At 66.4% G+C, this 13,016-nt stretch carries 10 protein-coding genes; 3 read left to right on the top strand and 7 right to left on the bottom strand.

The window, feature by feature from the left end; genetic code table 11:
* Positions 1–56 precede the first annotated feature (56 nt).
* The 5 genes from RCH15_RS05840 to RCH15_RS05820 all read right to left on the bottom strand — a co-directional run bounded on the left by RCH15_RS05840 (position 57) and on the right by RCH15_RS05820 (position 7,132).
* Positions 57–740, bottom strand: a complete 684-nt coding sequence (locus tag RCH15_RS05840) for a hypothetical protein (RefSeq protein WP_326958976.1) — start codon at positions 738–740, stop codon at positions 57–59.
* 98 nt (positions 741–838) lie between these two features.
* The gene (locus RCH15_RS05835) at positions 839–1,708 is read right to left on the bottom strand and encodes a universal stress protein (protein WP_326958975.1); all 870 of its coding nucleotides are present in this window, start codon (positions 1,706–1,708) and stop codon (positions 839–841) included.
* Positions 1,709–2,059: 351 nt separating this feature from the next.
* Entirely contained in the window at positions 2,060–3,373 is a 1,314-nt protein-coding gene (locus RCH15_RS05830; protein ID WP_326958973.1) for an erythromycin esterase family protein, read from the bottom strand.
* Positions 3,370–4,752, bottom strand: coding sequence for an MBL fold metallo-hydrolase (locus tag RCH15_RS05825; RefSeq protein WP_326958971.1), 1,383 nt, complete (start codon positions 4,750–4,752; stop codon positions 3,370–3,372). The genes RCH15_RS05830 and RCH15_RS05825 overlap by 4 nt, the downstream gene beginning before the upstream one ends.
* Before the next feature lie 253 nt (positions 4,753–5,005).
* Positions 5,006–7,132 carry a hypothetical protein gene (locus tag RCH15_RS05820; protein ID WP_326958969.1) on the bottom strand — a complete coding sequence of 709 codons (2,127 nt, stop codon included), beginning with the start codon at positions 7,130–7,132 and terminating at the stop codon, positions 5,006–5,008.
* 165 nt (positions 7,133–7,297) lie between these two features.
* Between RCH15_RS05820 and RCH15_RS05815 the strand changes: the two genes are divergently transcribed.
* Together RCH15_RS05815 and RCH15_RS05810 are read left to right on the top strand one after the other, a co-directional pair.
* On the top strand, positions 7,298–7,639 hold the full coding sequence (locus RCH15_RS05815; RefSeq protein ID WP_326958967.1) for a hypothetical protein: 342 nt from the start codon (positions 7,298–7,300) through the stop codon (positions 7,637–7,639).
* 274 nt (positions 7,640–7,913) lie between these two features.
* A complete protein-coding gene (locus RCH15_RS05810; RefSeq protein WP_326958965.1) occupies positions 7,914–9,686 on the top strand; it encodes a long-chain-fatty-acid--CoA ligase in 1,773 nt (590 codons plus the stop codon).
* A 7-nt stretch (positions 9,687–9,693) separates the two neighbouring features.
* Here RCH15_RS05810 and RCH15_RS05805 read toward each other — a convergent pair whose 3' ends face one another.
* The gene (locus tag RCH15_RS05805; RefSeq protein ID WP_326958963.1) at positions 9,694–10,206 is read right to left on the bottom strand and encodes a TspO/MBR family protein; all 513 of its coding nucleotides are present in this window, start codon (positions 10,204–10,206) and stop codon (positions 9,694–9,696) included.
* Positions 10,203–10,376 (bottom strand): hypothetical protein, encoded by a 174-nt coding sequence (locus RCH15_RS05800; RefSeq protein ID WP_326958961.1) that lies wholly within the window; start codon positions 10,374–10,376, stop codon positions 10,203–10,205. Before RCH15_RS05800 ends, RCH15_RS05805 begins: the two co-directional genes overlap by 4 nt.
* Positions 10,377–10,588: 212 nt before the next feature.
* Between RCH15_RS05800 and RCH15_RS05795 the strand changes: the two genes are divergently transcribed.
* The gene (locus RCH15_RS05795; protein WP_326958959.1) at positions 10,589–12,940 is read left to right on the top strand and encodes an FdhF/YdeP family oxidoreductase; all 2,352 of its coding nucleotides are present in this window, start codon (positions 10,589–10,591) and stop codon (positions 12,938–12,940) included.
* Positions 12,941–13,016 lie beyond the last annotated feature (76 nt).

The following is a 13,016-nucleotide window of genomic DNA, read 5'->3' as shown; positions in this document are numbered from 1 at the left end:
GCAGGGCAAAACGACCGATAAACCCGCAGCGCTGCGGGGCCGGGCGCCGGCTCCCGTCAGCCCTGATGGAGGTCCGGTACCCGTCCGGCGTCGATCATCCCTGCGGTTTTCCCCTCCAAGGCGGCGAGGGTGGCGTCGGGCAACACGATCAGCCCGTCCAGTTCGCGGCGCGCCCGTTTATAAGCGGTTTGCCGCTCCGCCGGGGTGGCGGCGGCATCGGAGGCTATCCTCAGCAGCTTCCGGGCGGTCGCCAGGCGCTCCCGCTCCGGGCCGCTGAACTTCCCGTCCTTGATCCGTCGGGCTTCCCGCTCAGCAACGTCAAAGGCGAGTTCGAAGGCATTTACAGCCTCGCGGTACTCCGCCAGCCGAGCCACCGTCGTGATGTTCTCCGGGGCACCCGGCCGCATCGCGTCAGCGGTGCGCTTCGCCCGCAGGAAAGCCACGGTCAAGGGTTCGCGGACATCGGTCATGACCGGAAAGTCGATGAGCTTTCCCGCGTCCAGTTCGTAGTCGAGCCACCGCCGGTTCACGTCGTCGTGGGCCGCCATGAGCTGCACGACCTCGGCCCGGGTCACCCGGTCCACTGCCGCTGCCTGGTTTCGGAGGGTGTAAAGCTCCACTTTGCGCCGGTGCCGGCGTTCACTGGCTTTGGACCAGGAGCGCGCCCAGCCGCCGAACAGACCGCTTAGCGGAAAGATGAGCCACCAGAAGTGGCCGGCAAATTCGAAGAGGTGCTCCACTGGATCATCCTCCCATCCGGCCCGGGCGGGCTCAAGGGTTACCCGCTGAAAAGCCCCTCCCTGGAGGGGCTAGTCAGCGGGGAGCGTTGCTGCTCCGGTCAGCCCCCGTGCTTGACCTTGTGCACCCGGGTGACGATGGTAGGGCAGGGCAAGCTGAGCAGGACGGCGTGGGCTGTGGAGCCCAGCAGCATCCGGGAGAAGCCACCGCGCCCGCGGCTGCCGATCACCAGAAGCCGGGCAGTCCGGGCAGCCTCGACGAGGGCCTTGGCGGGATCGGCGTCGGACTCCAGGCGCTGGTGGACCACCAGATCCGGGTACTTATCGCCCAGCCCGGCAACGGATTCTGCAAGGACCACCCGGTCTTCTTCGAGGATGGTCTCGGCGAGGCTGCTGTCCGGCAGCTGGCTTTCGAGCCAACGGGCCGGCCTGCGGAACGCAAGGATGACCGTCAGCTCATCCCCTCCCCGGTCCGCTTCGGCCGCGGCGAGCTCGACAGCCTGCAGGGACTCTTCGGAACCGTCCACACCCACCACAACGCCGTGGCCGCCGGCGCCGCGGTTCAGCGGGATCACCGCTGCAGGGATTTCCGAAGCCGATACGATCTGCAGCGCACGGTCGGTCATGGGCCCGCCGTCCATCCAGTGCTTGTCGTGCTCACCGACGACCACCATGGCGGCTTCCTTGGAGACCTCCCGAAGGACCGAGCCGCCGCTGCCGTGACGGAGTTGAATGTCCACCTTCACGCCGGGCGTCTGCTCGCTGGCGCTGGCTTGCGCCTTTTGGAGAAGCTCCATGCCGGATTGCCTGATGAGTTCGTGGTATTGGAAGTCCGGGGACATCCAGCGGTCATCCACGGCGTGGATGACCGTGACCGGGAGCTTCTGGCGGGCCGCCCGCTCCAGGGCCCACGCGAGTGCGGCCTCACTTCCGGGTGACTCGTTGATACCGACGACGATTGGTTTACTCATTTTGAACCCTGCTCTTTCCATGGCGCGGTCTGTTGTGCCTGGCACTCTCCGGGGGCAGCCCAGGCATCCGCCGGCACCTCAGTGTGCACCGGGCCCAGCCCCACCGGTTAGGGGCTTAAGTCCTCCACTCCCCACGGGTCCCCTGCGTAGCGTCAAACCATGCAGCGGAATGCTTTGCCGGCCGTCATCGCGTGGTTGGCGGCCTCCGAGGAACCTGCCGTCCGCCGGGCGGCGCATCTGGAATTCCAAGCCGCCGACTGGGGCGCGTGGGGGCCTAATGAATTCGTCACCCTCAGCGCCGTTCGGTTCTTGCCGGTTCCATGCTGCCGGCCGGCCGGACCAGGCGGCGGCTCAGTAGCCGGTCGGTTCCGTCTCGAATTCCGGTTCCCGCGGAGGTCCTTCATGGTGCACCGGCCGCAGGGCATGGGTGCTCTCCAGCCAGATCAGCGCGTCGTAGCGCCCGCCGATCCGGGTTGGAACGTAGTTCCCTGACTCCCGCTCCGGATGGTAGACCACTCCGATCGCACGGTGGCCACGCCAGTTGGAAAGCCACGGGCCCGATCTGTCCTCCCCGAATTCCAGTACTGACGGCACCCCCAGTGCCTGGTGCAGGAGATCCTCGTGGCTGCCCGGCCGCGCTGGCGGAACCGGCATGATCCGCTCCGCGCTGCCCCAGGCATCCGCCGCCAGGACGCGGCCCCGGTGGCCGGCCAGGCCCACCAACATCACGCCTTCCGCGGCGTGCCGTTCGCGCAGCAACTGCCCCACGTTGATGAGTCCGTCCTGGGCCATGTCCGTGGCGCGGGCATCGCCCACATGGGTGTTGTGCTCCCAGACGATGCCCTTTGAACCGGGACCCAGGTGCCGGCTGAGCCGGTCGATGGTGTCGGCCATGTGGTGGTCGCGGACGTTCCAGGACTGGCGGTCCCCGCGGACCATGATCCGGTAGTAGTGTTCGGCGTTGGCTGCCACCTCGGCGTTCTGCACGGCGTCGAACGCTGCCTCGTCCTGACGGTCCGGACCGGACGCGCGGCTGCGGATTTCGGTGAGGAGCGCAATCACATCGGCTTCGCAGGACGCTGGGACCAGCCGGGTGTTCCAGGCGTACTTGTGCGGGTCCTGTTGGTGGGGCAGGAAGCACTGCCAGGCACGCATGGCATCGGCAACGGCGTCGGGAGGATTCTCCTGGAGCCAGCCGATGATCGCGCGCAGCGAATCCCACAGCGAGTACACGTCGAGGCCGTAGAAACCGACCCGCCTGCTGGTTGGACGGCGGCGGTTCCACGTGCGGAGCCAGTCCAGGAACGCCGCCACTTCCTCATTTGCCCACATCCAGGTAGGCCAGCGTTCAAAGCCGGCCAGCAGGGCGTGGACACCCTTGTCCTGCCCGGTCTCGCCCCGCACCCAGCGGTTGATCCGCCAGCAGTCGGGCCAGTCCCCCTCGACTCCGATCCAGTTGTACCCGTCCTCTTCGATGAGGCGCCTGCTGAAGGTGTCCCGCCACGTGTAGAACTCGTGAGTGCCGTGGGAAGCCTCACCGACGGCAACAAACCGGCAGTCCCGGGCACGCCGGACCAGCCCGTCGAGGTCCCGGTCGGTCTTCAGCGGACGGGCCAGCGAGTGGATTTCCGCCAGTACCGGGGCTTTCCCGACGCCGGAGGTCACCGGGGCTCCGCGATGGAGACCGTTTCGAGGTGTTCGGGGACGCGGGTGCGCCAGCCCAGCTCGCGCTTGATCCGCAGGCGGAGGGCGTCCGAGGCGTCCGGTTCGCCGTGGGTGATGTACGTCATCCTGGGTGCTCTCTCCGCGGCTTTCATCCACGCCATCAGCCCGTCGCCGTCTGCGTGCGCCGACAGGTTTTCCATTTGGACCACCTCGGCCCGGATCTTGATGTCCTCGCCGTAGACACGCACTGCGCGTTCGCCGGCCGCCAGCATCGCACCGCGGGTGCCGCCGGCCTGGTAACCGCTGAGGATCACGGCGTTTTTCGGATCGGGGCCATAGGCGGCGAGGTGGTGGAGGATTCTTCCTCCGGTCAGCATGCCACTGGCTGAGATGATGATCATCGGCCCCCCGCGGAGGTTCAGCAGTTTGGATTCGTCGACGGTGCGGGTCAGCTTCGCCACCTTGTACATGTTCAGGTATTCCTGCGCGTTGAGGCGGTGCTCCTCGGGGTGCCGCTGGTACATTCCGGAGGCGTCGATGGCCATCGGGCTGTTGAGGTAGACCGGGATATCGGGAATCAGATTCTTGCTGCGGAGACGGGAAAGGTGCAGCATCAGGGTCTCGGCGCGGCCGACGGCGAACGCCGCGAACAACACCACACCGTTGCGCTTCGCGACCCGGTTGATAATGTCCCCCAGTTGCCCTTCGGGATCCGCCGCGGAGTGTTTCCGGTTCCCGTACGTCGACTCCGTCACCAGGACATCGGTGCTGCCCAGGGGCCGGGGCGGGTTCATCAGCGGGTCATCCACCCGGCCCAGGTCGCCAGTGAAGTGCACCGCGAGCGCACCGATCCGGACGTGGACCTGGGCAGCGCCCAGGATGTGGCCGGCGGGAACAAACGTCAATTCCATCCCTCCGCCGAGGTCGCGGGGAACGTCGAAGTCGAGGGCCTGAAAGCTGTTGAGCGAAGTTACGGCGTCGGCAGCCGTGTACAGCGGAAGCGCCGGGTGATGGCTGCTTGACCCCGTGTGGGTGGCGTAGCGGGCCTCCTCCTCCTGCAGGTAGCCGCTATCGGGCAGGAGCAGCTTGCAGAGGTCCGTGGTGCCGTCAGTGGCAATCACCGGCCCCGTAAATCCGTCCCGAACGAGGGCCGGGATGTAGCCGGTGTGGTCCAGGTGCGCGTGGGTCAGGACCACTGCGTCAATGGAGGACGGCCGGACCGGGAAGGGCACTCGGTTCCGTTCCCTGCTGCGTTTGTAGCCCTGGAACAACCCGCAGTCCACGAGTATGCGTTCACCGCCCGCCTCGACCAGATACCTCGAGCCGGTAACGGTGTCCGTGGCGCCGAGGAAACGGAGGGTGGGCTGATGGTCTTCCATGGTGCTTCCGATCCCGCATGACGCACCTGGAATGGCATGCAGCGACGCGAACGGCGCCGTTGGCCGGTACGGGCGATGCACTCAGCTTCCGCCCGTACCGCGGCGGGACCTAGGGCCAAAGGTCACCACCGGCCGTCGTCGGAAAGGGCGGAGGTGCTGACCGGCCTGCCCACGCAGAACCGCCGGAGGCTTCGGAAGGACTCCGAAACCACCGGCGGTTCGTTGCTTAGCAGGCAGGGTCGCCAGGTGCTGGTTACCGGAAGATATCCCGGGCCACTCCCATGATGATCCTGTCTCCCGGAACAGATTTCCGGAGGTAATCCTCTACCGCCCAGTCGTCCAGCGAAATGCATCCAGCGGTGGGAACTTTGTGCTCGTGAAGGAAGATGGCGAAACCGGCGTCCTGCACAATTTCCGAATCCGGCGGCCGGTTGTAGTTGAGCACGGCCCCTTGGCGGTAGTCGTGGGACCGGCCTGTGGCGAAGTACCACATGTTCTCGTCCCAACCCACCCAGGACGTGGATTCAAAGTACTTGTTGTAAGTGGCCGTCCACGGGTTGCCGCCCCAGCGCGAGTTGGGGTTCAGCAGCTTATAAGGAAGTGCCGTCCCCGGATTGCCGAGTCCGAATGCCTCAGTCACCGAGTAGGAGCCAGTGGGTGAGAAATTGTAGCGTGTCGGTCCGGAGGGAACTCCCGGCGGCTTGAAGCCACTGGCGCCAACCCGTCCGTCGGTCCTCCAGTCAACCACGTAGGTTCCGGCGACCCGCTTGCAGTAAACGACGGCGGCATATGACTGCCCGTAGTCCGCGGCGTAGGTCAGCAGCACATGCTTGGCGCCGCCGGCAGTGTACTTGACGCCCCCCTCGTTGAGGTTCGAGCACTCCGAACGGCCGTAGTCCCTGGACGTCGTCGGTGTCCAGGTGATGTAACCGCCCTGGAACGCCTGCGCGCACTCGCCGCCGGTGCACACTTCGGGTGCTGCCGGGTAGCCGAGATAACTCAGGTGCCATCCCATGGACTCGTACTTGGTTTTCATTCCGCCGCGGACAGGCTGGGCGCCTGTCGCCGGGGACCAGAAGATCACCCCGCCCTGGAACCACTGGTAGCAGCCGCCCCTGGGTTGGCTGCAAATCTCGTTTTCGATCGGGTACCCAAGATAGCCGGTGACGCCACCTTGATCCTGGTAGCGTCCCTTGATGGCACCGTTGACCGACCGGGCCCCGGTGGCCTGGGACCAGAAGATGGTTCCGCCCTGATACTCCTGACGGCAACCGGACCCGGGAAGGCCGCACACTTCCTCGGTTGTGGGATAGCCAAGGCCGCCGTTCTCGTACCCGCGGCTTGCCCAGTCACGACGCATGGCGCCCTGGCTGATGTGGGCTCCGCTTGCGGGCGACCACACGATCGCTCCGCCTTGGTAATTCTGGTAGCAGCCCTTCGCTTTGAGGCCGCAGGTTTCCTTGGACGTGGGGAAACCCAGCTTTCCACGCTCGGCGTCTGCGTCTTTGTACAGCCCGCCGATCGCTCCGGGGGCCCAGACCCCGAACGCACCGGTTTTCGCCGACCACATGATCTTGAGCTGCCCAAAATTCTGGGCGCAGCCTTGGTCCTTGAGCGTGCAGGTTTCCGCCGAGGTGGGATACCCCGTGCCGGCGTATCCGCCGTACACCTGGTAGACCGCGGCGCCAATGGCCCCACGGGTCCAGACCTGCTGATGACCGCCGGCTGCTGACCAGGTGAGGTCCGTACCCCGGGAAAACCGTTGAACGCAGCCATCCGCGACACATTTCTCGTCGGCGATGGGATACCCGAAGGCGGCAATCCCGCCCTTGGACTTCCATTGGGGTCCGGTCTTTCCGGCGGCAAACAGGACGGCTTTGGCGCCCGTTGCCGGGGTGTAGTAAATCTCGCCCGAGGTGAAAGGTTCAACGCAGAGTCCGGCCGGGTCGCACTTTTCGTTGGCGGTGGGTTCTCCCAGCGGACCTGCGGCGCCGCCGAGTTCCCGCCATTTAGCGCCGATGGCACCGAAAGGAACAGGGACAGCATCTTCGCTGCCGCCCCTGGCGGCGGGCGCGGACGTCACCGGCGCCGGCGCGGTCCCGCTTTGCGTTGGCGCCGGGGTAGCGTCCGGCGTCGTCGGTGCGGAAGCAGTCGGGGTTGCCGTGGCCGGGGCAGCCGGCGCCGGAGCGGTGGGATTCGCGCTGGCTGAGGGCGTGGCCGAAGGTGATGGCGCGACCATCCGGCTTGGCGGTGCGGACGGGACGGGCGTCGGCGTGGCTGTCGTCGCTTGGGCGGGAACCGCCAGACCGGCCATCAGCAGCGATGACAGGGCGACAATAGCGGCTGCGGAGTTCCGGGAGGTTTTGAACAGCGGCTTCATTTGGAAACCACCGCCTCGCAGGTAGCTCCGGCCGGTGCACCGGACGCGAAGTTATCGGCCCGGACCGTCACCGACGCGCCGGCCGTTACTCGTCGTTCTATCAACGCGTGGCCGGCAGGGCTGCTGGTCGAGCCCACGGCCACCGCCACTGTGTAGGTGACGTCGGTGGAACCCTGGTTGCTCAGCGTTCCCGAGAAGGACCACGAGCCTGCAGCGTCCGGACTGCATGTGACCTCGCTGAGAGCGTCGGAGGCGAGCGCCGAAGGCGCAGGCACCCCGGTTGCGGGCGCAGGGGTCGTCGGTTGCGGTGCTGTACTGGAAACAGCCGCTGCACTCGAGGCTGCCGTCGGGGCCGACGGCTGCGACGGCTGCGACGACTCCGACGGCTCCGACGACTCCGACGAAGTCGGCAGGCTGGGCGCCGGCGGACTACAAGCGGCCAAGGCTATGAGGCCCACCGCGCACCCCCCAAAGAGCGGTGTCCATTTGTGCATTTTTCCTCCATAGTGGTGGCAGGCTGCGGGCCGGAGAGAGTATTTATCCGGATGAGCCTGCCGGGATATCGGGCACGCTATCAGAGAACGTCGTCGCCGGGCCGTTAAACCCTCGTAAAAGTCAAATCGTTGCCCCGCCGCAATTTTCCAGCCGGGTCCTGCGGGCCGGTGGGTGCCTGTCCGCACGCACGCCGGCCGGGGCACCGGTAGGCTTTTCCCGGCGGGCTCCTTGGCCCGGCGACACCCTCCCGGGCGCACCCGGCGGATACCAGTGGCAAGGATTGATCATGAAGCACAAACCCTCACGTGCGGCGCGCAGCAGCCCGGCGCAGCGGGCCGGTCAGTCCACCGGCGACCGTCCGTGGACTGGTTCTTACAGTCCGGGGGTTCCGGCCGGCCTGGTGCTTCCAACGGGGTCGCTCGTGGACCTCGTGGACGACTCGGTGCGGCGGTACGGGTCCAAGACTGCGCTGGAGTTCTTCGGCGCCCGCACGAGCTACCGCGAGTTGGGCGCGCTGATCAGCCGCGTGGCTGCGGGACTGGAGAAACTGGGCGTCAAGGCCGGTGACAGGGTCGCCCTGGTGCTGCCGAACTGTCCGCAACACATCGTTGCTTTCCATGCGGTGCTGCGCCTCGGCGCCGTGGTGGTCGAGCACAACCCGCTGTACACGGACCGGGAACTGCGCCACCAGTTCGAGGACCACGGCGCCGTCGTCGCGATCGTCTGGGACAAGGCTGTGGAGAAGGTCCGCCAACTGCCGGCCGACGTCGGGCTCCGGAGTATCGTCTCCGTGGAACTGATTCCGGCCATGCCCCTGCTGCAGCGGCTGGCACTCCGGCTTCCGGTGGGCGCGGCCCGCAAAGCCCGCGCCGCCCTGACGGTGGGCCGGCACGAGCCGAAGGGCCGGCCCGCCCCGGCTGTGCGGGCCGTGCTGCCCTGGTTGGGTCTCCTCGACGCCGGTGAGCTAAGGAAGAAGCATCCGCGCCCCGCGGCCCAGGACCTCGCCGTCCTCCAATACACTTCCGGCACCACCGGGCTCCCCAAAGGAGCCATGCTCAGCCACGCCAATCTGCAGGCCAACGCGGCGCAGGGCCGGGCCTGGGTGCCGGGGCTCAAGAACGGCCGGGAAACCGTGTACGCCGTGCTGCCGATGTTCCACGCTTACGGCCTGACCCTTTGCATGACGTTCGCCCTGAGTATCGGTGCGAAGCTGGTCCTTTTTCCGAAGTTCGACGTCGACCTCGTGATGAAGGCGCTGAAAAAGTCCCCGGCGACGTTCCTGCCGGCTGTGCCGCCGATCTATGACCGGATCGCCGCCGCCGCCGCTGAACGCGGCGTCGGGCTGGACAGCATCCGTTTCTCGATCTCGGGCGCCATGAATTTGCCGACGGCGACGGTGGAGACGTGGGAGAAAGCGACCGGCGGTTATCTGATCGAGGGCTACGGACTGACTGAGACCTCGCCGATCGCAATCGGCAACCCTTTCGGTCCCAGCCGCAAACCCGGGACCGTGGGCGTGCCCTTCCCGCTGACCGACATCCGGGTGGTCGATCCCCGGAACGTCGCGCTGGATCGCGCCCCGGGCGAGGAGGGCGAGCTCCTCATCCGCGGGCCGCAGGTGTTCACTGGATACTGGAACCGGCCGGAGGAGACCGAGGAAGCCCTGCTCGACGGCGGCTGGTTCCGCACGGGCGACATCGTCTCGGTGGACGACGAGTACTTCGTGACAATCCGCGACCGGATCAAGGAACTGATCATCACCGGAGGCTTCAATGTCTCGCCCAGTGAGGTGGAGGACGTGCTCGCCACGTATCCGGACGTTTCGGAAGTCTCGGTCGTGGGTCTCCCCCGGCCCGGGGGCGGCGAGGACGTCGTCGCCGCCGTCGTGCCTGTCCCGGGCGCCTCCATCGAGCCCGAGGCGCTTTTGGCCTTCGCCCGCAAGCACCTGACCGGCTACAAGGTGCCGCGCAAAGTGGTGGTGCTCGATTCGCTTCCGCGGTCATTGATCGGCAAGGTCCTCCGCCGCGAGATCCGGGACACCCTCGTGGCCGGGCACTGATCCGGGTTTACCGCCGGTCAGCGGCCTGGGGATTGAGCAGCGCGATCGCCGTCGACAGAGCCGTCGCGAAGCCGCACCAGAGCGCGTAGGGAGCAAGGGACACGCCGGCTCCCGGGCTGAGTCGGTAGGTTCGGCGGACCAGGTCCGCGCTGCTTGCCGTCAGAACAGCGCACTCAGCGGCAGCCAGCCACGGCCGGCGGGAGCGCCAGAAGAGCCAGCTCCACGCGGCATTGAGGGCGAAGTTCACGGCCAGCGCGCCACGGTAGGCGCGCAGTTCCTGCGCCGCCGTTGTGTGTGCGGGGGTGTCAGAGCCCTCGTTGCTGTCCAGCGCGACGGCGGAACTCACGGCGAGATCCGCGTAGAGCGCCGTCCAGACCACCGGAAACGCGATGGCGGGCGGCTGCCAGTCCGGTTTACGCAACGTCCGGTACCAGCTGCTTTCCGGGTCCGTCGCCACTCCGCCGGCCGCAGCCGTCGCGGCAGTAGCGGCGGACGTCCACGCCAGTGTCTTTAATTTCATGACTTCTCCTCTGTTTCCGGGGGTCCCGCACCCCCCGGGTGGATACCCGGGACCTCGTGGATCAGGTTCACCGCCGGTCCCGCACCTGCCCGGAAGACCTGGTGGTGGATGTTCCCGTGGCTGAAGGTCGACCCGGTGAAACCGGCCAATGATTCCTGTTGCTCGGCCATGCAGGGCCCTCTCGGTTCCGGGCGGTCACCGTCCATACACTGAAGCGGTCCCGGTACCGCACATGCTACGGAACTGCGGCGCCGCCGTCGACGCCGGATCCCTCGCGGCGCTCCGGCCCCATTGATAGGCGTGGCGCTGGCCGAAAGGTAGTGTGCTTAGTAGAAGAGAAGCGCCAGCCTGAGCAGGCGGCGGTTGTAGAAGGGAAGTTCACATGACCCGCAAGAATCCCCAGGTCGAGGAAAACGACGAAAAGGACATCGTTGTCGGAGATGGTCCCAAGAACTGGGCGGCTGGCATTCCCGGCGTGTTGCACTCCATGAAGCCCGCCCTTGAGCACATGGGCGTGAATCGAACGCGCAAGACCGTGCTGGCGATGAACCAGAAGGACGGCTTCGACTGCCCCAGCTGCGCGTGGCCGGACCCGCATCATCGTAAGGCGTTCGAGTTTTGTGAGAACGGCGCCAAGGCCGTCACCTGGGAGGCCACCCCGGTGGTGATCGGCTCCGAGTTCTGGGCCGAGCATTCGGTCAGCGAACTGCGGAGCAAAACTGAATACTGGCTGGGAATGCAAGGCCGGCTCACTGAGCCGGTTTACAAGCCGGCCGGCGAGGACCACTACAAGCCGGTGTCCTGGCCGGAGGCGATCAGTATCATCGCGGACAAGCTCAACAGCCTGGACTCCCCGGACGAAGCCGCCTTCTACACGAGTGGACGCACCTCCAACGAGGCAGCTTTCCTTTACCAGCTCATGGTGCGCGGCTATGGCACCAACAACCTGCCCGACTGTTCCAACATGTGCCACGAATCGTCCGGCTGGGGGATGGGCCAGACCATTGGCATCGGCAAGGCCACCGTCAGTTTCGATGACTACGCCAAAGCGGACCTGATCATCATCATGGGGCAAAACCCGGGCACGAACCACCCGCGCATGCTGACCGAGCTGGAGGCGTGCAAGGAGAACGGCGGCGAAATCGTGGCCGTCAATCCGTTGCCGGAGGCCGGGCTGCGCCGGTACAAGAACCCGCAAAAGGTCAGGGGCATTGTGGGCCGCGGCACGGAGATCGCAGACCAGTTCCTGCATATCCGCATTGGCGGGGACATGGCGCTGCTGCAGGCAGTCTCGAAGCGGGTGCTTGAGGCCGAGGCGCGCAACCCGGGCACGGTCCTGGACCAGGCTTTCCTTGACGAGCACTGTGAGGGGCTGGAGGAACTCACGGAGCACCTCAGCCGGGTAGACGACGCCGAAGTCCTGACCGCCACGGGACTGCGCACCGAGGACATCGATGAGCTTGCCGCGCGCTACCTGAAGGCCGAAAAGGTCATCATCACCTGGGCCATGGGCATCACGCAGCAGAAGAAGGGCGTCGCGACCATCAAGGAGATCATTAACCTGCTCCTGTTGCGCGGGAACATCGGCAAGCCCGGCGCCGGCGCCTCCCCCATCCGCGGCCACAGCAACGTCCAAGGTGACCGCACCATGGGAATTTGGGAGCAGATGCCGCAGTCCTTCATGGAGGCCCTTGGGGAGGAGTTCGGCTTTGAGCCGCCCCGCGAACACGGCGTAGACGCCGTCGAAACGATCAACAGGATGCGCGACGGCGGGATCAAGGCTTTCGTCGCGCTCGGCGGCAACTTCGTGGGCGCCATGTCGGACACCAACGCCACCGAGGCCGCGATGGAAAGCACTGAGCTCTCGGTGCAGATTTCCACGAAACTCAACCGCTCCCACACGGTCACGGGCGCCGAAGCGCTGATTCTGCCCACCATGGGCCGCACGGAGATCGACATCCAGGAATCCGGGCCGCAGTTCGTTTCGGTGGAGGACACCGTGTGCGCCGTGCACCCCTCATGGGGCAGCGTGGAACCGGTTTCGCACAACCTGCTGTCAGAGCCGGTGATTGTCAGCAGGCTCGGCAAGGCGCTGGTGGGAAACAAGATCAACGCGGACTGGGATGGCTTCGAGAAGAACTACGACGCCATCCGGGACCACATCTCGCGGGTCGTCGGTGGTTGCGAGGACTACAACGAACGGATCCGGAATGAAGGCGGCTTCGTCCTGGAGAACGGGCCGCGGGATTCACGCACCTTCCCCACCCCGACCGGCAAGGCCGTGCTGACCGTCAACGAGTTGGAACACGTGGAGAGGCCCGCAGGCACGCTGATTCTGCAGACCATGCGCTCCCACGACCAGTTCAACACCACCATCTACGGGCACAACGACCGCTACCGGGGCATCAAGAAGGGCCGGCATGTGGTCTTTGTGAATCCGGAGGATATTACGGAACTTGCCCTGGCCGACGGAATGTTCGTGGACATCCGGGGCGAGTACCAGGACGGCGCGGAGCGCGTGCTTCGCAAGTTCCGGGTGGTCTCCTACCCGACCTCCCGTGGCTGTGCGGCCGCCTACTACCCGGAAGCAAACGTGCTGGTGCCACTGAACCACACGGCCGAAGGCAGCAACACTCCGGTTTCCAAGGCCGTCATCGTGCGGCTTGAGCCCAGCGAGGACCAGACGCCGGCCGGCACGGTTGCCGCGGTCTCCACTCCGGCCAAGACGCAGTAGCAGTCCCGCCGGCGCAGGGCGGGTCCCGCGGGGTCTCCCCCCCAGCAGGACATGCCCTGTGCCGGCAACAGCCGGT

It is taken from the genome of Arthrobacter sp. MP_M4 (genome assembly GCF_035984855.1).
In the GTDB taxonomy this organism is placed as follows: domain Bacteria; phylum Actinomycetota; class Actinomycetes; order Actinomycetales; family Micrococcaceae; genus Arthrobacter.
The sequence above is the reverse complement of the archived record's forward strand: the minus strand, read 5'-3'. Positions and strand labels throughout refer to the sequence as shown.

Coding starts and splice junctions, on each gene's coding strand:
- RCH15_RS05835 (WP_326958975.1), bottom strand. CDS start 1,708: ATGAGTAAACCAATCGTCGTCGGTATCAACGAGTCACCCGGAAGTGAG.
- RCH15_RS05825 (WP_326958971.1), bottom strand. CDS start 4,752: ATGGAAGACCATCAGCCCACCCTCCGTTTCCTCGGCGCCACGGACACC.
- RCH15_RS05820 (WP_326958969.1), bottom strand. CDS start 7,132: ATGAAGCCGCTGTTCAAAACCTCCCGGAACTCCGCAGCCGCTATTGTC.
- RCH15_RS05810 (WP_326958965.1), top strand. CDS start 7,914: ATGAAGCACAAACCCTCACGTGCGGCGCGCAGCAGCCCGGCGCAGCGG.
- RCH15_RS05805 (WP_326958963.1), bottom strand. CDS start 10,206: ATGAAATTAAAGACACTGGCGTGGACGTCCGCCGCTACTGCCGCGACG.
- RCH15_RS05800 (WP_326958961.1), bottom strand. CDS start 10,376: ATGGCCGAGCAACAGGAATCATTGGCCGGTTTCACCGGGTCGACCTTC.
- RCH15_RS05795 (WP_326958959.1), top strand. CDS start 10,589: ATGACCCGCAAGAATCCCCAGGTCGAGGAAAACGACGAAAAGGACATC.